At 33.2% G+C, this 23,042-nt stretch carries 23 protein-coding genes; 14 read left to right on the forward strand and 9 right to left on the reverse strand.

Going from position 1 to position 23,042, the window contains the following annotated elements; translation table 11 throughout:
* Positions 1-37: 37 nt before the first annotated feature.
* Positions 38-304 (reverse strand): GrxA family glutaredoxin, encoded by a 267-nt coding sequence (locus H3S74_RS06550; RefSeq protein WP_065579308.1) that lies wholly within the window; start codon positions 302-304, stop codon positions 38-40.
* A gap of 281 nt (positions 305-585) precedes the next feature.
* Between H3S74_RS06550 and H3S74_RS06555 the strand changes: the two genes are divergently transcribed.
* The 4 genes from H3S74_RS06555 (at position 586) to H3S74_RS06570 (ending at position 3,507) form a co-directional block, all read left to right on the forward strand.
* Positions 586-1,278, forward strand: a complete 693-nt coding sequence (locus H3S74_RS06555) for a DUF2884 family protein (protein WP_198247521.1) — start codon at positions 586-588, stop codon at positions 1,276-1,278.
* 71 nt (positions 1,279-1,349) lie between these two features.
* Positions 1,350-2,201 (forward strand): bifunctional methylenetetrahydrofolate dehydrogenase/methenyltetrahydrofolate cyclohydrolase FolD, encoded by an 852-nt coding sequence (gene folD, locus H3S74_RS06560; protein WP_198247522.1) that lies wholly within the window; start codon positions 1,350-1,352, stop codon positions 2,199-2,201.
* 69 nt (positions 2,202-2,270) lie between these two features.
* The gene (gene ppiB, locus H3S74_RS06565; protein WP_110447507.1) at positions 2,271-2,762 is read left to right on the forward strand and encodes a peptidylprolyl isomerase B; all 492 of its coding nucleotides are present in this window, start codon (positions 2,271-2,273) and stop codon (positions 2,760-2,762) included.
* Complete coding sequence (locus H3S74_RS06570) at positions 2,755-3,507, forward strand: UDP-2,3-diacylglucosamine diphosphatase (RefSeq protein WP_086364030.1); 753 nt, start codon at positions 2,755-2,757, stop codon at positions 3,505-3,507. Before ppiB ends, H3S74_RS06570 begins: the two co-directional genes overlap by 8 nt.
* On the opposite strand, the gene modC is transcribed toward H3S74_RS06570, so the two are convergent.
* From modC to modA, 3 genes are read right to left on the reverse strand one after another with little or no spacing between them, the layout of a single operon-like run.
* Positions 3,486-4,166: a molybdenum ABC transporter ATP-binding protein gene (modC, locus tag H3S74_RS06575; protein ID WP_198247523.1), complete on the reverse strand. Its 681-nt coding sequence runs from the start codon at positions 4,164-4,166 to the stop codon at positions 3,486-3,488. The two genes, H3S74_RS06570 and modC, sit on opposite strands and share 22 nt — an antisense overlap.
* Positions 4,167-4,172: 6 nt before the next feature.
* Positions 4,173-4,862, reverse strand: coding sequence for a molybdate ABC transporter permease subunit (gene modB / locus H3S74_RS06580; RefSeq protein ID WP_198247524.1), 690 nt, complete (start codon positions 4,860-4,862; stop codon positions 4,173-4,175).
* A 12-nt stretch (positions 4,863-4,874) separates the two neighbouring features.
* On the reverse strand, positions 4,875-5,639 hold the full coding sequence (gene modA, locus H3S74_RS06585; protein ID WP_370527330.1) for a molybdate ABC transporter substrate-binding protein: 765 nt from the start codon (positions 5,637-5,639) through the stop codon (positions 4,875-4,877).
* Between the two features lie 157 nt (positions 5,640-5,796).
* Between modA and H3S74_RS06590 the strand changes: the two genes are divergently transcribed.
* The 9 genes from H3S74_RS06590 (at position 5,797) to amtB (ending at position 16,009) form a co-directional block, all read left to right on the forward strand.
* Positions 5,797-6,612, forward strand: coding sequence for a TOBE domain-containing protein (locus tag H3S74_RS06590; protein WP_198247525.1), 816 nt, complete (start codon positions 5,797-5,799; stop codon positions 6,610-6,612).
* 15 nt (positions 6,613-6,627) lie between these two features.
* Complete coding sequence (gene modF / locus H3S74_RS06595) at positions 6,628-8,088, forward strand: molybdate ABC transporter ATP-binding protein ModF (RefSeq protein WP_198220601.1); 1,461 nt, start codon at positions 6,628-6,630, stop codon at positions 8,086-8,088.
* 395 nt (positions 8,089-8,483) lie between these two features.
* Positions 8,484-10,487 carry an excinuclease ABC subunit UvrB gene (gene uvrB, locus H3S74_RS06600; RefSeq protein ID WP_086364025.1) on the forward strand — a complete coding sequence of 668 codons (2,004 nt, stop codon included), beginning with the start codon at positions 8,484-8,486 and terminating at the stop codon, positions 10,485-10,487.
* A 24-nt stretch (positions 10,488-10,511) separates the two neighbouring features.
* Complete coding sequence (locus H3S74_RS06605) at positions 10,512-10,862, forward strand: RidA family protein (RefSeq protein WP_086359936.1); 351 nt, start codon at positions 10,512-10,514, stop codon at positions 10,860-10,862.
* A gap of 201 nt (positions 10,863-11,063) precedes the next feature.
* Positions 11,064-11,564 (forward strand): 5-(carboxyamino)imidazole ribonucleotide mutase, encoded by a 501-nt coding sequence (purE, locus tag H3S74_RS06610; RefSeq protein ID WP_110447513.1) that lies wholly within the window; start codon positions 11,064-11,066, stop codon positions 11,562-11,564.
* 7 nt (positions 11,565-11,571) lie between these two features.
* Positions 11,572-12,636 carry a 5-(carboxyamino)imidazole ribonucleotide synthase gene (purK, locus tag H3S74_RS06615; RefSeq protein ID WP_198247567.1) on the forward strand — a complete coding sequence of 355 codons (1,065 nt, stop codon included), beginning with the start codon at positions 11,572-11,574 and terminating at the stop codon, positions 12,634-12,636.
* Positions 12,637-12,659: 23 nt separating this feature from the next.
* Positions 12,660-14,144 (forward strand): dGTPase, encoded by a 1,485-nt coding sequence (gene dgt / locus H3S74_RS06620; RefSeq protein WP_198247526.1) that lies wholly within the window; start codon positions 12,660-12,662, stop codon positions 14,142-14,144.
* 225 nt (positions 14,145-14,369) lie between these two features.
* Positions 14,370-14,708, forward strand: a complete 339-nt coding sequence (glnK, locus tag H3S74_RS06625; RefSeq protein ID WP_110453216.1) for a P-II family nitrogen regulator — start codon at positions 14,370-14,372, stop codon at positions 14,706-14,708.
* 20 nt (positions 14,709-14,728) lie between these two features.
* Entirely contained in the window at positions 14,729-16,009 is a 1,281-nt protein-coding gene (amtB, locus tag H3S74_RS06630) for an ammonium transporter AmtB (RefSeq protein ID WP_198247527.1), read from the forward strand.
* A gap of 81 nt (positions 16,010-16,090) precedes the next feature.
* On the opposite strand, the gene H3S74_RS06635 is transcribed toward amtB, so the two are convergent.
* Positions 16,091-16,567 (reverse strand): hypothetical protein, encoded by a 477-nt coding sequence (locus tag H3S74_RS06635; protein WP_110447516.1) that lies wholly within the window; start codon positions 16,565-16,567, stop codon positions 16,091-16,093.
* A gap of 1,056 nt (positions 16,568-17,623) precedes the next feature.
* Here H3S74_RS06635 and dsdC point away from each other — a divergent pair.
* Positions 17,624-18,565 (forward strand): DNA-binding transcriptional regulator DsdC, encoded by a 942-nt coding sequence (dsdC, locus tag H3S74_RS06640; RefSeq protein WP_110447517.1) that lies wholly within the window; start codon positions 17,624-17,626, stop codon positions 18,563-18,565.
* Positions 18,566-18,626: 61 nt separating this feature from the next.
* Here the strand turns inward: dsdC and H3S74_RS06645 are convergent, their stop codons facing one another.
* The 4 genes from H3S74_RS06645 to fdhD form a co-directional block, all read right to left on the reverse strand.
* Positions 18,627-19,526, reverse strand: a complete 900-nt coding sequence (locus H3S74_RS06645; RefSeq protein WP_110447518.1) for a DMT family transporter — start codon at positions 19,524-19,526, stop codon at positions 18,627-18,629.
* Between the two features lie 175 nt (positions 19,527-19,701).
* Complete coding sequence (locus tag H3S74_RS06650; protein ID WP_198220595.1) at positions 19,702-20,940, reverse strand: nucleoside permease; 1,239 nt, start codon at positions 20,938-20,940, stop codon at positions 19,702-19,704.
* A 75-nt stretch (positions 20,941-21,015) separates the two neighbouring features.
* Complete coding sequence (locus H3S74_RS06655) at positions 21,016-21,834, reverse strand: purine-nucleoside phosphorylase (RefSeq protein WP_086365465.1); 819 nt, start codon at positions 21,832-21,834, stop codon at positions 21,016-21,018.
* Positions 21,835-22,218: 384 nt separating this feature from the next.
* Positions 22,219-23,031: a formate dehydrogenase accessory sulfurtransferase FdhD gene (fdhD, locus tag H3S74_RS06660; RefSeq protein WP_198247528.1), complete on the reverse strand. Its 813-nt coding sequence runs from the start codon at positions 23,029-23,031 to the stop codon at positions 22,219-22,221.
* Between the last annotated feature and the right edge of the window lie 11 nt (positions 23,032-23,042).

Consider the following 23,042-nt stretch of genomic DNA (forward strand, 5'->3'; position numbering starts at 1 on the left):
CGAAATGCGTTATCTGCTGTGAAATTAGGTTTACTGCTTATTCTTGAAATAATCCCAAATTCGCTTTGGCATATGCTTCAAAATCAGTACAACCACCAATTGGTTTTTCGTCAATAAAAATTTGGGGTACGGTTTCAACTGGTTTACCAACACTTTTTGAAAGATCTTCTTTGGTAATACCTTCAGCATTGATATCAACGTAACGATATGAAAAATCATCTCGTTCTTGTGATAATTTTTCTGCTAACTCTTTAGCTCGCACACAATATGGACATCCTTGACGTCCGAAAATTACAGCATACATAGTTCACCTCTAATAGTTAAATTTAATTGTTGGATCAACTATACTTCAGTTTTAAATAAAAAAAAGTAGTTAAATCTAGTTGATATAATAGATTATACCTATTGATATTACGCTTGCAAAGTTAGCAAGGTATACGTTTTAATCATTTAGATACTTTATTGAATATTTTACCTGTTATAACAAAAAAATATTGAGGAAAGGGGTTTTTTAAGCCTCAAAAATAGTGCTAATTTGATATTACTCGCTATAATTTTAATTTCAACCATTAAATGGATGTCAGTATGTTAAAAAAATTAATATTTATTTTGTCATTAACTTTATCGATAACCACGTTTGCAGCACAAAAAGAGTGCCCTGTAAAACCAAGTTACGACATTGTAATAAATAAAGACAATATCCATATATATAATAAATCTAATGATTTATCTATTATGAATGATGGTCAGGTGATATTGAATAAAAAAATAATATCACTAAATCCATCATTGCGAAAAAAACTTGATCAGTTTCAAAAAGGTTTACGCTCACAATTACCTCAACTAGAGCAGCAATCATTAAGCTTATTGTCTGAAGTAAAAGTTGCTTTTGATCAGGCAATCACCAAAAAGTTGAGTGATGATCGTGAACTGCATAGCGAATTAAATAAATTATATAAAAGATTAGTGAAACTATTACATGGTTCCCTTATTAGCGAGAATGGCAGCACAAAATTTTATTATCAAAATTTTAATAAGTTAAAAAAAGATGGGCACGATATTGGTGAACGTATTTTTTATAATGTTATCGGCGGCAGTATTTTAGAGTTTAATTTATTTAAAAACATCGCCGCTATTAAAGATATTTCGAAAAATGAATGGAAGGCTCAAAAACCAAAACTTAAAGCCTTTGATGCACATATTTGCTCGGTTATTACGGATGTGGACCAACAATATCAACAGATTTTAACAGAACTTAGTCAATCGGCCGACAAGTGAATAGACAATAATCAAAACTTTTGCGAGAATATCTTAATCTACAATCATCAGGTAAAAGAAGTAATCGGCTTATGACTGCAAATATAATTGATGGCAAAGCGTTAGCATTGCAAATACGCAATGAAATTGCTCAAAAAGTAAAAAAACGTACTGAACAAGGTTTATCTGTTCCCGGCTTGGCTGTTATACAAGTTGGTTCGGATCCTGCCTCGAAAATTTATGTAAAAAATAAACAAAAAGCTTGTGATGATGTTGGTTTTGCTTCTTTTGCTTATGATTTTCCATCGTCAACCACTGATGAATTATTAGCATTAATTGATGAATTGAACCAACGCTCCGATGTTCACGGTATCTTAGTTCAATTACCTTTACCGGATAATATTGATAAAACTAAAGTGCTAGAGCGTATCGATCCTCGTAAAGATGTCGATGGTTTTCATCCTTATAATATTGGCCATTTATTACAACGTGATCCAATACTACGGCCATGTACACCATATGGGGTTGTTAAGATGTTAGAATCAACCGGTATTAATTTATCGGGTTTAAATGCAACAGTTGTTGGTGCATCGAGTATTGTTGGTCGCCCTATGGCATTAGAGCTATTACTTTTAGGATGCACAACCACAATCACCCATAGTCGAACAGTGGATGTAGCAAAGCATGTCGGTAATGCTGATATTGTTGTGGCAGGTGTCGGTATACCTAATTATGTCAAGGGCGAATGGATAAAACCGGGTGCTATTGTGATTGATGTTGGTATTAATCGTTTATCTGATGGTAAATTAGTTGGTGATGTGGAATTTGATGTTGCTAGCCAGCGAGCCGGCTGGATCACGCCAGTTCCTGGCGGTGTTGGGCCGATGACGGTAGCAATGTTAATGAGTAATACATTAGAAGCATGTGAAAGATTTAGTGAGTAAGCATATTAAAAGATATTGCTCACCTTTTTAACAATTTTTACGTAATAAAATGAAATTAAGGAACATTTTATGATTATATTTCATACTTCATTAGGCGATATTAAGATTAATACTTTTGAAGATAAAGCTCCAGAAACGGTAAAAAATTTTGTTGAATATTGCCAAGAAGGTTTTTATAACAATACCATTTTCCATCGTGTCATTAATAATTTTATGATTCAAGGTGGTGGTTTTGAACCTGGTATGAAACAGAAAAAAACTAAAGCTCCAATTAAGAATGAAGCTGATAATGGTTTAAAAAATAATCGTGGTACATTAGCCATGGCTCGTACTAGTGATCCTCATTCTGCTACAGCACAATTTTTTATCAATGTCGTTGATAATGATTATTTAAATTATCGCTCATCGGATATCAATGGCTATGGTTATTGTGTTTTCGCTGAAGTTGTCGATGGTATGGATGTGGTTGATAAGATTAAAGCGGTTAAAACTGGTCGTAGTGGCATGCATTCTGATGTTCCTGTAGAAGATGTCATAATTAAGAGTGTAACGGTTGAATAATCCGGTTCGTTTTTTTATTGCTGATATTCATCTTGCAGACAATCAGCCTGCTGTAGATCATTTTGATATAACAGCAGGTTTTTTGTCTTTTCTTAAGCAATTACCTAATCAATGTGAGCTTTATATACTTGGTGATTTGTTCGATTATTGGGTAGGTGATGATGTACAGTCAATATTACATAATCAAATTGCTGATGCTTTAAAAGAACTCACCTTACGCCATATTAAAAAATTCTTTGTACATGGGAACCGTGATTTTTTGATTGGTAAGCATTACGCTAAACGCTGTGATATGAATTTATTAAGCGATATTAATTGTTTAGTTAATCAGAATAAAAATATTGTATTTCTGCATGGTGATTTGCTTTGCATTGATGATCCTCAATATCAAAAATTTCGCAAAATCATGCATAAAAAATGGCTACAAAAATTATTTCTATTACTACCATTAAAAATACGTTTAAAAATTGCTACTAAATTACGCAAAGAGAGCAGCCAGCATAATCAAATCAAATCTGAAACTATTATGGATGTAAATCCAAAAGCTGTCATTGATATGATGATTGCCAATAACGCTAGTATTATGGTTCATGGACATACACATAAACCTGCTACACATCATCTTTATATTAATGACGAGCCAGCAACTAGAATTGTGTTAGGAGCTTGGCATGATGGCATTTCGTATATAAAACAAGAAAAAAATAGCGCTACTTTAGAACTTTATAACCACTCTTTCAAATAATCACTTTGTAGAATTTGTTCAGTATCACCATAGGTTTGTAATTTCCCTTGCTCTAAAACCGCCACGTGTTGTGCAATGCGTTTAACTTCATTAATATTGTGCGTTACATAAACAATAGGGATATTGAGATCATTTACTAGTTTATCAATATAACTTAATAGCTCTTTTTTACGAGGCATATCTAAAGCTGAGAGTGGTTCATCCATTAGTAATAATTTTGGTTCAGCTAATAGCGCTCGACCAATGGCAACACGTTGTTTCTCACCACCCGATAACATTGCTGGATAACGATTAAGAAGTGAACCAATGTTGAGTACCGAAACTATTTCGTCAAATCTTTCTGTATTCAATGATTTTGCACCATAAATTAAGTTTTTTAATACTTTATAATGGGGAAAAAGCAATGCATCTTGAAAGACAGTACCAATTTGTCTTTTTTCTGGGGTTGTAAAAATTCCTTTTTCAGTATCAACCAAAGTAGTTTGATTTAGTTTAATATAACCGATATCTGGTTTAATCAAACCATTAATAAGGTTAATCAGTGTTGATTTCCCTGAACCGGAGACACCTAAAATTGCCGTCACGCCATGACAGTGAATTCCATGTTTAAACTGGAAAGCATACGAGGCGAGTTTTTTGCTCACATTTATATTTAACATGACGAACTATCCTGTTAACTTCTTTTTATGCCAACGATTAAGCATTTCTGATAAAAATAAGGCAATTAATGATAATACTACCGAAACAATGCAAAGCCGTAATGCACCGGACTCGCCATCAGGGATCTGTAATAAGGTATACATAGCCAAAGGAATTGTACGAGTTTCACCTTGAATATTTGAAACGAAGGTAATTGTTGCGCCAAATTCACCTAGACAACGCGCGAAACCAAGTACGGTTCCCATTAAAATACCCGGAAATGCTAATGGTAAAGTAATGGTTATAAAAACACGAAATGGTTTAGCGCCAAGGGTTCTTGCGACTTTTTCTAATCTTGAATCAATTGATTCAATCGCTAATCGAATCGATCTGACCATAAGAGGGAATGCCACCACAGCAGAGGCTAAGGCAGCACCTTGCCAATTAAAACTGAAACTGAGATGGAAATAGTTATTTAGCCATTCACCAATAATACCATGACGTCCCATCGTCAAAAGTAGTAGATAGCCTAAAACAACAGGCGGTAAAACTAATGGAAGATGAACAATACTATCAAACAATGATTTACCTATGAATTGACATCTTGCTAAAATCCAAGCAGTTAAGATCCCTAATGGTAGGCTAAAGATTATTGCTGCTCCAGCTATTTTTAAGCTTAGCAGCAATGTTTGCCATTCAAATTCAGTTAATATCATCTTTTCAAAATACTATTTAGTTAAAAAACCATATTTTTGGAAAATATTTTGTGCTGTTTGTGAATTTAAATATTGATAAAACTCTTTTGCTTCAGGTTTCAATAATGTTATTGGATATTCAATAGCTTTAAATGTATCGGCAGGAAAATTACCAACGATCTTCACTTTATCACTTACTTTTGCATCAGTGCTATACACAATCCCTAATGTAGCTTCATTGCGTTCAACTAACATTAACGCATCACGAACATTACTTGCTGGAGCCATTTGTGGTAACAATTTATCAAATACGCCTAAATTAGTTAAAGACTCTTTAGCATAAAGTCCCGCAGGGACATGGTCAGGATCACCGACAGCTAATCTTTCGCCTTTGGGTAAAATTGTTTGCCAGTTAGTCTCTGCATTGATATCTACTTTGTCTAATTTAGATTGTTTTGGCGCTATTAAAACTAAGCCGTTTTTTAACAAATTTTGTTTTTCTGTTGTAATTTTATGTTCAATAAGATAATTCATCCATTTTTGATCTGCTGACATAAAAATATCTGCAGGAGCACCTTGTTCAATTTGTTTAGCTAATACTGAAGAAGAAGCAAATGAAAATACGATTTCGGTATCTTTATGCTCTTTTTTATAACTAGTTGCGATATCTTGCATTGCATTCGTCAATGAGGCTGCAGCAAATACTGTAATTTTTTGACTGGCTGTTGCTGATAAGCTAACAAGCAAAGTTGTTAATGATAGTAGTAATGCAATGATTCTTTCCATGTTATTTTTCATACTCGTTATATAATATAATACATAACGATGCTATCAAACTTTACCTATAATGTACAATTAATCTTTACTCGTTAGCGAAATTTTATTGATCATAAAACGATATGAGGACAATTTTTGGTGAAAAATAAAAAAACGTCTACAATAGAACAACATTATCATGAATAATGGTTCATTTAATCTAATAAGGCACGAAGTAATGTTGTCACCAGAAATTTTATTAACTTTAAATTTAAATCAGCAACTATTTACTGACCCACGGCGAATAGCCTTACTAAAAGCGATAGAGCAAACTGGCTCATTAAGTCAAGCAGCCAAACAAATCGGTATAAGTTATAAAACAGCATGGGATGCGGTTAATGAAATCAATAGTTTAGCACCAATCCCCTTTTTGATTACTGCCACAGGAGGAAAAAATGGTGGAGGAACCAAGCTTAGTGCTTACGCAGTTAGATTTATACAGCTTTATGATCTATTAACTCAGCTACAGTATAATGCATTTAATATTTTAAATAATGACAATATTCCGTTGGATGATATTTTAAAAATTACTGCTAAATTATCATTGCAAACCAGTGCTCGTAATCAAATTTATGGCAGTGTTGTAAGTATTGAAACCAATAATATTGCCGGATTTGTAAAGGTTAAATTGAATGATAATCAAACAGAACTAAAAGCTTATATTACTCAGCAAAGTGTTGAACGCCTAAAAATAGATATTAATAAAACTGTGCTATTACTTATCAAATCACCTTTGATTGAATTGAATGATTTAAATGAAAATCAATTAACGGTTCAAGTAGAAAAAATAGTCACTGATGGTCAGTTATCTGAAATTTCATTTTCATTACCATCAGGAATGATACTTTACGCAAGCAAATTAACCAGCGAGGTTAATCGTGTAAAGTTAATTGAAGGTCAGCAAACAACCATATCTATCGATCCTCAGCATATTATCATTGCCACATTAGTTTAGTCATTTGAGGTATTTATGTTACAAATTGAAAATACAATATATAAAATTAGTGATTTCCGCGTTTTTACTATCGAATCTTTGATGATTAATGCTGGCGATATTGTTGCTTTTGTCGGCCGAAATGGATCGGGTAAATCAATATTAGCCAAAGCGTTAGCTGGTGATCAAACAATATTATCTGGGAAAGTAATTAATCGTTTTAAATCAATTGCCCACATCTCCTTTGAGTACTTACAAAAAATAATCGATGATGAATGGAAACGAAATAATACTGACATGCTAAGTGATAAAGAAGATGATACTGGATTAACTACGTCTGAGATTATTCAAGAATATAATCAAGATCAAACGCTTTGTGAAAATTTAGCATTACAATTTGGTATAGCACATCTTTTAAATCGTCGTTTTAAATATCTTTCCACTGGAGAAACACGTAAAACCTTAATTTGTCGCACATTAATGAGTAAACCTGAACTATTAATTTTAGATGAGCCATTTGATGGTTTAGATGTTGCCTCTCGAGCTAATTTAGCTGAAATACTTAGCCAACTATCAAAACAAAATATTACTATTGTAATGGTATTAAATCGTTTTAATGAAATTCCGCTATTTGTTAAATATATTGGATTACTGGCTAATTGTCAGCTATTGAAATATGGCACAAAAGACACCATATTAGATGACGTAGCCGTCAAACAACTTGCTAATTTAGAACATTTATCTAATTTTACTTTACCAGATCCAGATGAAATTTCTGTGCCATTACCTAACGATTTAGATCGGATTATTTTAAATAATGGTTTTGTTCAATATGATGGTAAAGCAATTATTAATGGATTAAGTTGGCAAGTTAGAGCTAATGAAAATTGGCAAATTATTGGCCCAAATGGAGCAGGTAAATCCACATTACTCAGTTTAATAACAGGTGATCATCCTCAAGGTTATAGTAATGACTTAACACTATTTGGACGTAAACGAGGCTCAGGTGAAACCATATGGGATATCAAGCGTCATATTGGCTATGTAAGTAGTAGTTTTCATCTTGATTACCGAATTAGTTTAAGTGTAGAAAATGTATTGGCATCGGGTTATTTTGATTCAATTGGCTTATATCAAGCCCCCAGTGATAAACAATTAAAATTAGTTAAACAGTGGTTGCAATTATTGGATTTAACGGAGTTAGCAGAGAAACCATTTCAATCACTTTCATGGGGTTTGCAACGTTTAGTCCTAATTGCTAGGGCTTTAGTTAAACACCCAACGCTACTTATTTTAGATGAACCATTACAGGGACTAGATTATTTGAATCGTGAACTGGTCAAAAGTTGGATTGATAATTTAATTGATAGAGGTAATACACAATTATTGTTTGTTTCCCATCATACAGAAGATGCGCCAAAATGCATCACTCATCGATTAACTTTTGTGCCTAATGAGCCTGTTGGCTATCAATACAAAATAGAAAGTATGAAATAATTTCTTAGGCAAAAACTATTAAACTAAGTTTTAAAAATAGAAACAACCAATAAAAAAAATTTTTAAAACTGTGCGAAATTTAGTCAAAATCTGGAAAAAAGTTTATATTGACTATACTTAGCAAGTTATCCCCTATGCCTGTGGATAAGTCTGTGAGTAGTTTATTGAAAAGTGTGTTAACCTCAATGTTCATCAGGTTTTTATTTGATTTGATTACAACTTAAGCATGATTTTAAATATTTATATATATCAATTGGTTATAATAAATCAAGGGTTGTTTGTTAAGACGCCTTTACATTCTTTTAGCTTAACTGAGCAAAAAATATAACATTTCTAAAGGTCAAGTGTTTTTGGGGATAATTTTTATTAATAGGTAAAATTTTAGGTTGCGAGTAATGAGAAAATTTAAATTATGTTCTGATTTTAAACCTGCTGGTGATCAGCCTGCGGCAATTGATCGGATAAATCAAAATCTTGATGATGGGATTGCACATCAAACATTATTAGGTGTTACAGGCTCAGGTAAAACATTTACTATGGCCAATGTCATTGCCAAGCATAATCGCCCAACTATTATTTTAGCACCTAATAAAACTTTGGCGGCGCAGTTATATGGTGAAATGAAAGCATTCTTTCCAGATAATGCAGTGGAATATTTTGTGTCTTACTATGATTATTATCAACCAGAATCATATGTGCCTTCTACAGACACATTTATTGAGAAAGATGCCTCAATTAACGAGCATATTGAGCAAATGCGTTTATCGGCTACTAAATCGTTATTAGAACGCCGTGATGTAGTGATTGTGGCTTCAGTGTCTGCTATATATGGATTAGGTGCGCCTGAAACTTATATGTCCATGATTTTACATTTGGCAAGAGGTACCATCACTGATCAGCGTTCAATCTTAACGCGTTTAGCGGAATTACAATATACCCGTAATGAAATTGGTTTTAGTCGTGGTACGTTTCGGGTACGAGGTGATGTTATTGATATATTTCCTGCTGATTCTGATGAACTAGCTGTACGTGTTGAGCTTTTTGATGATGAAGTTGAACGGATAGTTATGTTTGATCCATTAACTGGTAATGCGATTAATGAGGTACCTCGTATTACAATTTATCCCAAAACGCACTATGTCACCCCAAGAAATATTATGGACAATGCGATTGCTGAAATTAAGCAAGAGCTTCAAGAACGCCAAAAAGTTTTGTTGGATAATAATCGACTTTTAGAAGAACAACGATTAACTCAGCGGACTCTATTTGATATAGAGATGATGACTGAACTTGGTTACTGTTCAGGAATCGAAAATTATTCCCGATATTTAGCTCAACGTAAAGCAGGAGATCCGCCAGCAACATTATTTGATTATTTGCCGGCTGACGGATTATTATTTATTGATGAATCTCATGTGGCAATTCCGCAATTAGGGGCGATGTATAATGGTGATAGATCACGGAAACTTAATTTAGTTGAATACGGTTTTCGTTTACCATCAGCATTAGATAATCGACCACTAAAATTTTCAGAATTTGAAAACATAATGCCACAAACAATTTATGTTTCAGCAACACCAGCTAAATATGAAATTGAAAAATCGGGTGGTGAAATTATCGAGCAGGTTGTTAGACCTACAGGCTTATTAGATCCAATTATTGAGGTTAGGCCGGTAGCTACTCAAGTTGATGATCTATTATCTGAAATTAAAGTGAGAATAAATCAAGATGAACGAGTATTAGTCACCACTTTGACTAAACGTATGGCTGAAAACTTAACTGATTATTTATCTGAACATAATGTTAATGTTAAATATTTGCATTCGGATATTAATACCGTTGAACGAATGGAAATTATACGCGATCTTCGTCTTGGTAAGGTTGATGTGTTAGTCGGTATCAACTTATTACGTGAAGGATTGGATATTCCCGAAGTATCATTAATTGCAATTTTAGATGCTGACCGAGAAGGGTTTTTGCGTTCAGAAAGTTCATTAATCCAAACGGTTGGTCGTGCAGCTCGAAATGTGAATGGTAAAGCGATTTTATACGCCGATAAAATTACTCCGGCTATGCAGAAAACGATCGACGAAACAGCGCGCCGTCGTAAAAAACAAGAAGATTTTAATGAAGCTCATGGTATTACACCAAAATCAGTACGTAAAGAAATTAAAGATGTTTTAGATGCAGGTTTGAGCACGAAAAAAGCTACGGCTAAAGTACAAGCTTTTGAACCAGGTGGACAGTATAATTATGTTTCGGTCAAAGAAGTTCAAGCAAGAGTTAAAGAGCTTGAAGCTATGATGTATGAAGCCGCCCAAAATCTAGAATTTGAAAAAGCAGGTGTTTTACGTGATGAGATCAAAAAATTACGAGCTGATTTCATCAAAGTATCTTAATAAAAAGTTTTTAAGGAAAATATAATGACAATTACTCGTATAGATCCCGAAGATAGATGGTCGGAAGCGGTGATCCATAATAATGTGATCTATTATACAAGCGTACCAACAGATTTGCGTGATGATGCTTATACGCAAACCCAAAGTGCCTTAGCTGAAATAGATAAAATTTTAGCAAGAGCGAATAGTGATAAAAGTCGCATTTTAGATGCAACCCTTTTTTTGGTAAATAAAAGTGATTTTCCAGCCATGAACAAAGCTTGGGATGAATGGGTAGTGAAAGGGAAAGCTCCAGTTCGTTGTACTGTTCAGGCAGGATTAATGAAAAAAGAGTATTTGATTGAAATTAAAATCGTTGCTGCCGTTAATTCATAAATTTATATGATTATCCGCCATATATTGGCGGATTTAATAACTTTGTATTATGAAATTAAGTGTTTTATTTATGCATTAGCTTAAATTGTCCGAATATTGAGTTAAACTTATTGATAAGAAGTCATAGTTCTTGCTATCCCATTTATCGAATTTTAGTGTATACTTTCGACACTTAATATTTACATCTCCTTATAATCATCTATGCATACTCAACCAAAAATTGCCATTGTAATGGGGTCGAAAAGTGATTGGGCTACTATGCAGCATGCTGCTGATATTTTAGATACTTTAGCCATTACTTATCATGTTGAAATTGTTTCTGCCCATCGTACTCCAGATAAATTATTCGAATTTGCTGAAAATGCTAAAACAAAAGGCTTTGATGTTATCATCGCTGGTGCAGGCGGTGCAGCTCATCTACCGGGTATGTTAGCAGCAAAAACCTTAGTTCCTGTTTTAGGCGTGCCGGTTCAAAGTGCAGCATTAAGTGGTGTGGATAGTCTTTATTCAATCGTGCAAATGCCAAAAGGCATTCCTGTTGGAACTTTAGCTATTGGTAAAGCTGGAGCTGCAAATGCAGCCTTATTAGCTGCGCAAATTCTGGCATTACATAACCAAGAAATTTATCAACGTTTATCTAATTGGCGATTAAGTCAAACTGATGAAGTTTTAAATAATCCTGATCCGAGAGTAGCGATATAATATGACAATTCGATCTGTTTGTGTATTAGGAAATGGCCAGTTAGGGCGTATGCTTCGACAGGCAGGTGAACCATTAGGTATTCATGTTTATCCTGTAGGACTAGATGTTGAACCTGCATCGATCCCTTATCAAGATTCTGTTATTACTGCTGAAATTGAACGTTGGCCTGAAACCCAATTTACGCAAATTTTAGCTAGTCATCCTCAGTTTGTTAATCGAGATGTATTTCCTATTATTGCGGACCGTTTAACTCAAAAACAGTTACTTGATGAACTGAATTTACCAACAGCTAAATGGTTTGCTGTTAATAATCAGCATGATTGGCCGAATTGTTTTGAAAACTTAGGTGATTTACTAATTGTTAAGCGTCGAACCGGTGGTTATGATGGGCGTGGGCAATGGCGACTTTCTATAGATGATGACATTACTGTACCGAATGATATTTATAAAAATGCTATTGTTGAACAAGCGATTCCTTTTGAAAAAGAGGTGTCGCTGGTTGGTGCACGAAATGCCAAAGGGGAAACAGTTTTTTATCCTTTGACTAATAATTTGCATCAAGATGGCATATTAAAAATGAGTGTTGCTATCCCATGTGAAAATGAGACATTACAGACAAGCGCAGAGCAGATGCTAGCAAAGATTATGCATAAGCTTAATTATGTTGGTGTTATGGCAATGGAATGTTTTGTCATTGGTGATAGCTTATTAATTAACGAATTGGCCCCACGGGTACATAATAGTGGTCATTGGACACAAAACGGTGCTTCTATTAGCCAATTTGAATTACATTTACGGGCTATTTTAGATTTACCGTTACCTAAACCAGATGTTTTTTGTCCATCAGTGATGGTGAATTTAATTGGTACTGAATTCAACATTAATTGGTTAGCGGTAGATTTAGTTCATTTGCATTGGTATGAAAAAGAAGTAAGAGTAGGGCGTAAAGTTGGCCATATCAATTTAAGCCATCAACATCGTCAAAAATTGATCGACGCTTTAAATCAACTTGCTTCTATGCTACCAGCAGAATATGGTTCACCAATCGAGTGGGCAAAACAGAAATTATAGCTGATTGAACCTCAGGTTGCGATATGATCGATTTTAATAAAAAAATTAATTATCAACGATATGCCAGTAAACAACGACAAGCATTTGATGAATATTCTGTCTTGCGTTTTTTTGAAAGTGATCGTGGTCGCATTCTTAATTCAGCAGCTATACGGCGTTTACAGCAGAAAACACAAGTATTTCCTTTAGAGCGTAATTCTGTTGTGCGAACTCGGCTTACTCATTCAATGGAAGTACAACAAGTTGGTCGTTATATGGTCAAGGAGATTGTCAATCGTCTTAGTCTCTCTGGAAAATTAAAGACGTTTGGCCTAGATAAATCTGTCATGTCTATAGAAAGCTTAGTTGAAATGGCTTGTTTAATGCATGATATTGGTAATCCACCATTTGGCCATTTTGGTGAAGCTGCGATCAATCAGTGGTTTAATGCGCGTTTGGGAATTAATAAAGATTCAAGCTACCCAATACTTAATATTAATGAGAGCGATGCACAATCACTCAAATCATTAAAATTAAAAATTCGCCAAGATCTTTCAAATTTTGAAGGTAATGCCCAAGCGATTAGATTAGTTCATACTATTCTAAGACTTAACTTGACCTATTCACAAATTGCTTCAATTCTAAAATATTCCAAACCTGCTTATTGGTCTAATGATATTCCAGATGAGTTCAGTTATTTGATGAAAAAACCTGGATACTATCTGTCTGAAGAATCTTTTGTTAATGAATTATCACAGCAACTGGATATTCAACCATTTCACCGCTATCCTCTTACTTATATTATGGAAGCTGCGGATGATATTTCCTACTGTATTGCCGATCTGGAAGATGCTGTAGAAAAGAAAATTTTGACTGTGCAACAGCTTTATCACTATTTAAAAGAAGCATGGGGCCCAGTTAAAAAAGGGGATTTATTTGATGAAGTTGTTAATAAACCTTATGACAATTTGAAAAAAAATGAATTTGAAGCGATAGGTATTGACCAATTCTTTATGTATTTACGGGTAAATACTATTGCTAAATTGGTACCTCATGCGGCAGAACGATTCATTGAAAATATTGAAACAATCTATCATGGTTCATTTAATCACGCTTTACTTGAAGATCATGAAGCTGAGTATAAATTACTGAATATATTCAAAACAGTTGGATTTGAACATATATTTAATCATGAAATGGTTGAAAATATTGAATTACAAGGTTATAGAATAATAACGGGTTTGTTGGATATTTATAGTCCACTGCTAAATATGTCAACAGATGATTTTATTAACTTAGCCAAAACAAGTAATCATAAAAACTATCCTATCGAAACAAGGTTGTATCATAAATTATCGGCAAAACATTGTGTTGCTTATCAACAAGCTATTGCATCATTGGACAAAGGGCATTGTAACTTTAAATGTTGGGAATTTTATTATCGTTGCCGGTTAATTCAAGACTATATTAGTGGTATGACTGATCATTTTGCTTATGACGAATATCGCAAACTAATGGTAACATTCTGATTATTAATATCTATCGGCACCAAAAATAGGCATAAGCACCAAATTGGTGCGATAGAAAGCTTATTTTTATCTTTAAAAACCCCTTTCCTCAAAATTTTTTACTTAACAATAATTACCGACCAATTTTAAAAATAGCAAATATTTCAATGGTTAATCATTCTATACTAATTTTGGCATGCTCCTTGCATTAACTTAAATAACATTAATAGTAATAAGGAGTAATGGATGAAATTTGTCACCGTAGTTATAAAACCTTTCAAATTAGAAGAGGTCAGAGAATCACTATCCAATATTGGAATTACTGGTTTAACCGTAACGGAGGTTAAGGGATTTGGGCGACAAAAAGGTCATGCCGAGCTGTACCGTGGGGCAGAATATAATGTCAACTTTCTACCTAAAGTTAAAATTGAGCTCGCAATTAGTGATGATTTGCTTGATGAGGTAATTAGTACCATTACTAAAGCGGCTTATACTGGAAAAATAGGGGATGGGAAAATTTTTGTTACTCCACTAGAACATGTTGTTCGTATTCGTACCGGTGAAACTGATGAATCAGCACTGTAATTATCAATAAGGATATCATTATGTTGAAAAAATTTATTCTCTGTTGCGGATTTGCTTTAGCAAGTCCAGTGTTTGCCGATGAAGTCGCAATTGCAGATAAGGCTGACAATGGTTTTATGATGATATGTACTGCATTAGTTTTATTTATGTCAGTGCCTGGTATTGCACTTTTTTACGGTGGCTTATTAAGATCTAAAAACGTTTTATCCATGCTGTCACAAGTATTAGTAACATTTTCGTTGATTGCGGTGTTATGGATAGCTTATGGCTACTCTTTAGCCTTTGGTGAAGGTAACTGGTTTTTTGGTAACTTTGACCATTTTTTATTGGTTAATGTTGGTATTACTGATATTTCTGGTTCGATCTATGAAATGATCTGGATTGCATTTCAAGGTTCTTTTGCTTGCATCACTTGCTGTTTAATCTTGGGTGCCTTTGCAGAAAGAATTCGTTTTTCGGCAGTTCTTATCTTTATGGTGTTATGGTTCACTTTCTCATATATTCCGATGGCTCATATGGTTTGGGGCGGTGGAATTCTTGGTGATGAAGGGGCATTGGATTTTGCTGGTGGTACTGTGGTACATATCAATGCCGCTGTTGCTGGTTTACTCGGTGCTTATCTGCTTAAAAATCGTATTGGTTACAATCGAGAACCATTAAAACCGTTCAACTTACCTTATGTTTATTTAGGTGCAGCCATATTATATATCGGTTGGTTTGGTTTCAATGCCGGATCGTCAACACATGCTGATGAAATTGCTGGTTTAGCTTTTATTAATACCGTTGCCGCAACTGCTGCCGCTGTTTTAGCGTGGTCATTCGCCGAATGGATATTACGTGGTAAACCATCATGTTTGGGGGCAGCATCAGGCGTGATTGCTGGATTAGTGGGTATCACTCCAGCAGCAGGATTTGTTGGTGTTGGTGGTGCAATGTTAATTGGTCTTATTTGTGGGGTTGCCGGTGTTTGGGGTGTTTCATCTTTAAAAAGGATTTTAAAAGTTGATGATACCTGTGATGTATTTGGTGTACATGGCGTATGTGGTATTGTTGGTTGTCTACTAACTGGGGTTTTTGCTTCTGAGTCATTAGGTGGAACAGGTTATGCCGATGGTATCACTATGACAAGTCAAGTAGGTATACAATTAATGAGTGTTATCACTTGTGTCATTTGGACGGCAATAATAGCTTATATTGCGTATAAAATTGCTGATCTTAGTGTTGGTTTGCGAGTTTCTGAAGAGCATGAACGTGAAGGACTTGATATTAACAGTCATGGTGAAAGTGCATTTAACAGTTAAGATTATTTAGAAGGTTAAAATAAAAAATCTACAGTATGTCAATACTGTAGATTTTGCCTTATTAATTATTGTTAAGTTTTTTTAGTCATCCCAAAGCATAATAGTATTATCCTCAGTTAAGACTAAAGGTGGAGCGAAAAGGTAATCTTTAAATCTAGTTGGTAGCGATTGAACATTGTTCAAGTTAAATTGTATTTCAGGGTAAAACTTCGCAAATTCCTTTAAACGTTCATTTAGCAATTTCTTTACTCTATTTGATTCTTTGGCAATTAATATCTCGTCTTTTAACATGCCAATTTGCTTTTTATGATGTTCTGATTCAAATATTTCTTGAAAAATAAAAGAAAAACCTGACTTGTTATTATTTTGTTTATCATCATGATATTCCCTATATTCAGAATGGTGAAGTTTCAATTCCTTAATACGTAAACCAATAACTTCATCAATATGATCTGTATAATCATTTAATGTTGGGTCAAGATACGCTAAGGTTTTATGCTCAGGTATAGCATCATTGCTATGCACCAAGGTAAATAATGGTTTTTTATATGTCTTCATTCTGTAACTTCCTTTTAATTCAGGGTAAAAATAGAACAATAAATTTGACAACTAAACAGCGTTAATACTCATTATTGTCAAGGCATATCTGTTTAACTTTATGCTTACACATATAAAACAACTAATACTTTTACTATACTGCTATTTACAACTGACTATTAAAACTAATGATTTAATAAAAAATCATCTTGTTACGATATAAATAAGACTAACATGCTATTTGATAGCTTGTTTTAAACCTACTATTTTGCTGTGCCTCCTGTAATGTTATATAAATATTTATTAATAAAAATCTTTAGTTAATATTTACTATATCTAACGGAGATATAGTAATAACTATATAGCTTTACTTGATTGGTTTAAGATAAATTGAATAAATCTTAATATGCTTGTTTATCTAGTTATTAATCTATAATAATAAACTGCATGTCTTAGGATGGTGATTTAGATTTGAGATATATTGATACCTCGAATTCCAATCACTGGTTGATATAAGTCCATTTTAGAAGTATCAAATCTTCTGGAAAATGTTTACTAAAAAAGGATAGACTTTATTAAGTTATCATATCGGACTTAATTTTTATGTTATTACGCTACTAAAAATATTTTTTGAAAACAACTTATTTTTATTCTTTTAAAAGCAACGCTAATCATTCTTAATTGAGAATATCAATAGTGATATTGAGACCATCAATAAACTTTTCAATACCTACAGATAACATTACTTCATTTGTGTCATTTTACTAAATGTACTAAATAACAAAATATATCAACCACGGTAAAGACTTTATTTTATAGATGCTAAAACTTATAAAAAATATAGATTACTTTTCTTTGCTATTTTTGATAACACTATACTTTTTTATGCTAATAGATACTAGTATTTTTTATGTTTTTTGTCCAGTATTTGACAAATGATCTATTATTAACTTTGCATGAGCTAAATTGTTGCAACATTATCTTTACGTAAAACTGATAAAAAACAGTGGCTTTCTGAATGGTAATAGATTAGATTAGTAAGATGATCTTGTATGGTGTTCTTTGGGATCACTGTAAATGAATAGTGAAGATAAAGTGTCAAATAGTAGCCGTTTTATTAACCGTTATCAGTTATCAAAGTTACATACATTTGAGTCTGCTGCTCGCCATTTATCTTTTGCTTCCGCCGCAGAAGAGCTCTGTATTAGTCCAAGTGCTGTAAGTCATCAAATCAACAAACTGGAAGAAGAACTGAATTTTAAATTATTTAACCGATTTCATCGAAGGATAACTTTGACCAATGATGGTAAAAATTTATTTGCAGTGGTTAAGAAGTCATTAAGTATTTTAAATCAAGAAATTGTTGATATTAAAAATAAAGATGTTACCGGTGCTATTACTATCTATTCTTGCCCATCTTTTATTCAAGAATGTTTAATTCCAAAGTTATCGCAATTTACGGAATCTTACCCCTATATCATTTTGAATATGATATCAGGCAATACCCCAATTAATTTTAACCAATATCCAGTTGATTTAGCAATCTATTATGATTCTTTGCATTATGATGAATTAGATTGTGAACATTTAATTAGTGAAACACTTATTCCAGTATGTACCCCTGATTATGCTAAGCAATTTAATCTATATAATAATATCGAAAATTTAAAAAAATGTACTTTATTACATTATAACACAGGCGATATGTTAGATTTTAGTTTTGATGAATGGCAAACATGGGCAAATTACTTTTCGTTATCTTTTGATTTTATTAAGATGCAAAATTTGCTATTCGATCGTTCAGACCATGTTATTGCTGCAGCAATCAATAATGCTGGTATTGCTATAGGTAGAAAACAGACTCTCAAGAAATATCTAGAATCTGGGAAGCTGATTGCCCCTTTTTTAGATATGGAAGCACCATGTGCACAGCGTTATTATATTTGCCGATCACATGAAAGATATAATCCTAAAATAGATGTTTTTGTGCAATGGCTTAAAAGCCATATACAAGAATAATTATGATTCAGACAATTAAGTGCAGTAATTCTATTACTACACTTAATACATTGTAGGATTATTATTTTTTTAGGTGTTTTAAATTAGGTAAGGCAATGGCCAACAAAATAATGATCACTCCAATCCATTGGTTGAAATATACCGATTCTCTCAAATAGAAATAAGAGCATGTTACTGCAACGGGAAGTTCTGCTGCTGATAGAATAGCACTTAATGAAATGCCAATTTTTGGAATACCTACCGAGAATAAAAAAGGTGGTAAGACAGTTCCTAATAATGCCAGTAAAAAACCTAATTGGTAAATTTTATCACCAATACTGAATTCAAAGAAAAATAGTGGTGGAAAAATAATAAAGGTGACAATACAAGCTCCGGTTATCATGAGTGCACTTTTTTCTAATTTTGGTAATTCGTTACCAATATTGCTACTAGTGGTAATAAATAGCGAATACATTAATGCGGCTAAAAAACCAAATAAACATCCAGTTAAATTCAACTTAATGGTTTGATTGAATATACCTGCGGCTAAACAACTACCAATGATAATTGTAATGATTGTTACTAACTGAATAGGCGTTGGTTTATTTTTAAAAATAACAAAATCAATAATGACACTTATCCATAAATATTGCATAAGCAAAATAATAGCAATAGATGCAGGAACCAATTGCACGCATTGATAATAACAAATCCCAACTAAGCCTGGAAATATACCAACGGCACACATATGCCATTTTTTAGTTGAGCTTTTTTTGTGTTTATTCGTTACTTTATTTTTATTGGTGGCTTTTACTATAAAATGGATCCCCCATAGTATCAGCATACCAAAGAAACATTGAACTCCAGTCACTTGGCCTAGTGTATAACCTGATTTATAAGCGGTCTTTACAATAGAAGAGAGAACGCCGAAGCTACAAGCGCCTAAAAAAACTAATAAACCACCTAAAAATTTTTCTTTCATAGCTAAATCTCATTACTTTTAAAACTATATGTGTCGTCAATTATTGGCACATAAAAATTATAACCAACAAGAAATATCCTGTGGCTTTATGTCACTATTTTTACGGTATGGGAATACTCAAAAAAACAGAGGATAAATAAGGGATAAGTTATCCCTTATTTATATTGATAAGTTATTACTTCGCAGATTCGGTTTTATGTTGGTCATAGTTAAAGGTAAAATAAAACACTATACCTAAAACTAATGCATAAGCTGCAAAACTTAACCATATTGAGTGCCAATCTTTTAATCCATCATGTGTATTGATATCAACCACAATACCACTAATAAATGAACCTATAATCGCACCGATACCATTAACCATGGTCATAAATAACCCTTGGGCACTAGCACGTATATTAGCATTAACTTCTTTTTCAATAAAGATGGATCCTGAGATATTAAAGAAGTCAAATGCACAACCATATACAATCATTGATAGCATCAATAATACAAAACCAAATGGTGTTGGATCACCATAGGCAAAGAAGCCAAATCTAAGTGTCCAGGCAATTAAGCTGATCATGATGACTTTCTTTATGCCAAATTTATTAAGAAAATATGGAATAGTCAAAATAAAAGCAACTTCTGCCATTTGCGAAACAGATAACAATATTGCTGGATGTTGGACAATTATGCTGTCTTGAAATTCGGCAATTTTGCCAAAATCTTTTAAAAACGCACCACCAAAGGTATTAGTGATTTGTAATATAGCACCTAACAACATCGAAAACAGAAAAAATATCAACATTACTGGTTTTTTAAATAACACAAATGCATCTAAACCTAAACGTGAAATCCATGATTGTTGTTGGTTTTTGGTGATTTCAATATTAGGTAATGTCGCACTATAGATCACCAGAATAACGGAGGCCGCACAAGCAATATACAGTTGAGCATTGCTTATATCGAATTTTAGTAAACTGATGGTCCACATTGCGATAATAAAACCTACCGTTCCAAAAACGCGGATTTTTGGAAAAACCGTAACAGTGTCTAAATTACTCCTATCTAAACAGTGATAACTTAATGAATTAGATAATGCTATAGTTGGCATAAAAGCCATTGCATTAACCAGCATCACCCAATACAGTTGATTTGGTGTTGTTACTGAGGCTGCATAAAATAACGCAATAGCACAAATAGTATGACAAAGCATAAATAAGTATTTAGGTGGAATAAATTTATCCGCAATAATACCAATAATAAAAGGCATAATTAATGCAGCAAAGCCTTTAGTACTGTAAACCAAACCAACGTCATAACCAGAAAAATTTAACGTGTTGATTAAATAAATACCAAAAGTCGTTAACCAGCTTCCCCAAATAAAATATTGGAAAAACATCATGACTTGTAATCTATGTTTTATGTTCATTATTTATATCCAAAATAAAGTGAACTGCTAGTATAAAATTATAAAAAATTACTTTTTAGAATTACCTATTAAAAACTAAAAACGAGCAATTGTTTTAGTAATCAATTGTAAGAAAGTTGATTTAACTCGTTCAGCGGTTTCAATAACTTCTTCATGACCTAAAGGTTGATCTAAAATGCCACAAGCCATATTGGTTAAACATGAGATTCCGATGGTTTTAATACCTGAATGATGAGCAATGATTGCTTCTGGCACGGTTGACATACCAACAGCATCAGCACCTAATACTCTGATCATTCTAATTTCTGCTGGCGTTTCATAAGTCGGGCCAGTCCACCATGCATAAACACCTTGTTGTAACGTGATATTAAGTTCTTTAGCTACTTCGCTAACAGTTGCGCGTAATTGTTTATTGTATACTTCGCTTACATCAAGAAAACGTACACCTAATTCAGGATTATTCGGCCCCATTAATGGGTTATTAGCGGTTAAGTTAATGTGATCTGTAATTATCATTAAATCACCCGGTTTAAAGCTGGTATTAACCGCACCACAGGCATTAGTAATGATAAGTTTTTCTACGCCAAGCATTTTCATTACCCGAACAGGGAAGGTAACTTGATCCAATGAAAAACCTTCGTAGTAATGAAAACGCCCTTTCATGGCAACAACGGTTTTATCGCCACAGTTACCAATAACTAATTCATTAGCATGACCGACAGCAGCAGATTTGGCAAAATGAGGGATATTGTCATAAGGAATATGTACTGCATCTTCAAGAGTATCGGCAAAAGGGCCTAAACCAGATCCAAGTATAATTCCAATTGTAGGTTTTTTATCTGTTTGTTGTTGAATATAGTTTACTGCTTGTTGTATATCTGCTGTTTGATGCATGACTCTATCCTTTCAAATTTAAGTATACGCTTAATTGATAACACGATTAAAAATCATTATTTAAGAAACTTTTTTACTAATGCTTTAATTTTAAATTCAAGAAAATCATTATGATTATTAATCAGTTATGTAAAATTATTTATAATATCAATAACTGACAATTGATTAAAATTAGAACAATCATTTAAAAAAGAATATATAATAAAAACAAAGTTGTTCTTATTTTCGGCGTATATTATGATGATCTTCGATAAATAAAGAAAGATGTGAAATAATATATATTGAACTAAATTTATTTTTATATTAAAAATCAATAAATTGAATGGTTAATTATTTTATTGGTTATGTAAAATAATTGTTTAGTCTGAATTTATTATTGATAGCTTATTTCTCAGTGATTCGTTCACTATCGGTATAAATTACTCCTTGGGTGTTTCTAAAAAAACCAACTAAAGTTAAATTACTTTGTTTGGCTAGTTCAATTGCCATTGCCGTTGCTGCTGATACGGCAAATAGAATTTCTACACCACAACGAGCTGTTTTTTGTACCATTTCATAACTAGCTCGGCTTGAAACAAGAATTATTCCTTGTATGTTTTGCTTAGTTTCTTGTTGTATTTTTGCTCGATAACCTAACAATTTATCTAATGCAACATGTCTGCCGATATCTTCAAATCCAGCAATAAAATTACCAGTTAAATCCAACCATACAGCCGCATGCGTACAACCGGTTTGTCCCCCAACAGTTTGAACTTGCGTTAGATAATCAAGGGCATGATGAAAATCAGATAAACGGATTTTATCGTTTGATAAAAGAGGTGGAATAAATTGACAAACTTGCTCTATTTGTTCTGTGCCACAAATACCACAACCAGTACGACCGGCTAAATTGCGACGCTTTTCTTTTAATTGCATAAACCGTCTTGACGATAGTTCAATATGGACTTCAATACCTTGTACTGTTTCAATAATATCAATGCTATAAATTTCACTAACTGATTCTATAATTTTTTCAGTTAATGAAAAACCAATAGCAAAATAATTAAGATCTTTTGGGGTTGCCATCATGACGACATGAGAAATACCATTATAAATTAGTGCCACTGGCTTTTCTGTGGCTACGGTATCATCTTCTGATGGTTGCAATTGACCATGTTTAAATTTATTTACATTAAAGTTTTTAATGCCCACTGTCATGGTTTATCTCG

The organism is Gilliamella sp. W8126 (assembly GCF_016102185.1).
Taxonomy (GTDB): Bacteria; Pseudomonadota; Gammaproteobacteria; order Enterobacterales; family Orbaceae; genus Gilliamella; species Gilliamella apis_A.

Bases quoted from the DNA above. Each gene is read 5' to 3' on its own strand.
- H3S74_RS06550 (WP_065579308.1), bottom strand. From the start codon at position 304: ATGTATGCTGTAATTTTCGGACGTCAAGGATGTCCATATTGTGTGCGA.
- H3S74_RS06555 (WP_198247521.1), top strand. From the start codon at position 586: ATGTTAAAAAAATTAATATTTATTTTGTCATTAACTTTATCGATAACC.
- folD (WP_198247522.1), top strand. From the start codon at position 1,350: ATGACTGCAAATATAATTGATGGCAAAGCGTTAGCATTGCAAATACGC.
- ppiB (WP_110447507.1), top strand. From the start codon at position 2,271: ATGATTATATTTCATACTTCATTAGGCGATATTAAGATTAATACTTTT.
- modC (WP_198247523.1), bottom strand. From the start codon at position 4,166: ATGTTAAATATAAATGTGAGCAAAAAACTCGCCTCGTATGCTTTCCAG.
- modB (WP_198247524.1), bottom strand. From the start codon at position 4,862: ATGATATTAACTGAATTTGAATGGCAAACATTGCTGCTAAGCTTAAAA.
- modA (WP_370527330.1), bottom strand. From the start codon at position 5,639: ATGAAAAATAACATGGAAAGAATCATTGCATTACTACTATCATTAACA.
- H3S74_RS06590 (WP_198247525.1), top strand. From the start codon at position 5,797: ATGAATAATGGTTCATTTAATCTAATAAGGCACGAAGTAATGTTGTCA.
- modF (WP_198220601.1), top strand. From the start codon at position 6,628: ATGTTACAAATTGAAAATACAATATATAAAATTAGTGATTTCCGCGTT.
- uvrB (WP_086364025.1), top strand. From the start codon at position 8,484: ATGAGAAAATTTAAATTATGTTCTGATTTTAAACCTGCTGGTGATCAG.
- H3S74_RS06605 (WP_086359936.1), top strand. From the start codon at position 10,512: ATGACAATTACTCGTATAGATCCCGAAGATAGATGGTCGGAAGCGGTG.
- purE (WP_110447513.1), top strand. From the start codon at position 11,064: ATGCATACTCAACCAAAAATTGCCATTGTAATGGGGTCGAAAAGTGAT.
- dgt (WP_198247526.1), top strand. From the start codon at position 12,660: ATGATCGATTTTAATAAAAAAATTAATTATCAACGATATGCCAGTAAA.
- glnK (WP_110453216.1), top strand. From the start codon at position 14,370: ATGAAATTTGTCACCGTAGTTATAAAACCTTTCAAATTAGAAGAGGTC.
- amtB (WP_198247527.1), top strand. From the start codon at position 14,729: ATGTTGAAAAAATTTATTCTCTGTTGCGGATTTGCTTTAGCAAGTCCA.
- H3S74_RS06635 (WP_110447516.1), bottom strand. From the start codon at position 16,567: ATGAAGACATATAAAAAACCATTATTTACCTTGGTGCATAGCAATGAT.
- dsdC (WP_110447517.1), top strand. From the start codon at position 17,624: ATGAATAGTGAAGATAAAGTGTCAAATAGTAGCCGTTTTATTAACCGT.
- H3S74_RS06645 (WP_110447518.1), bottom strand. From the start codon at position 19,526: ATGAAAGAAAAATTTTTAGGTGGTTTATTAGTTTTTTTAGGCGCTTGT.
- H3S74_RS06650 (WP_198220595.1), bottom strand. From the start codon at position 20,940: ATGAACATAAAACATAGATTACAAGTCATGATGTTTTTCCAATATTTT.
- H3S74_RS06655 (WP_086365465.1), bottom strand. From the start codon at position 21,834: ATGCATCAAACAGCAGATATACAACAAGCAGTAAACTATATTCAACAA.
- fdhD (WP_198247528.1), bottom strand. From the start codon at position 23,031: ATGACAGTGGGCATTAAAAACTTTAATGTAAATAAATTTAAACATGGT.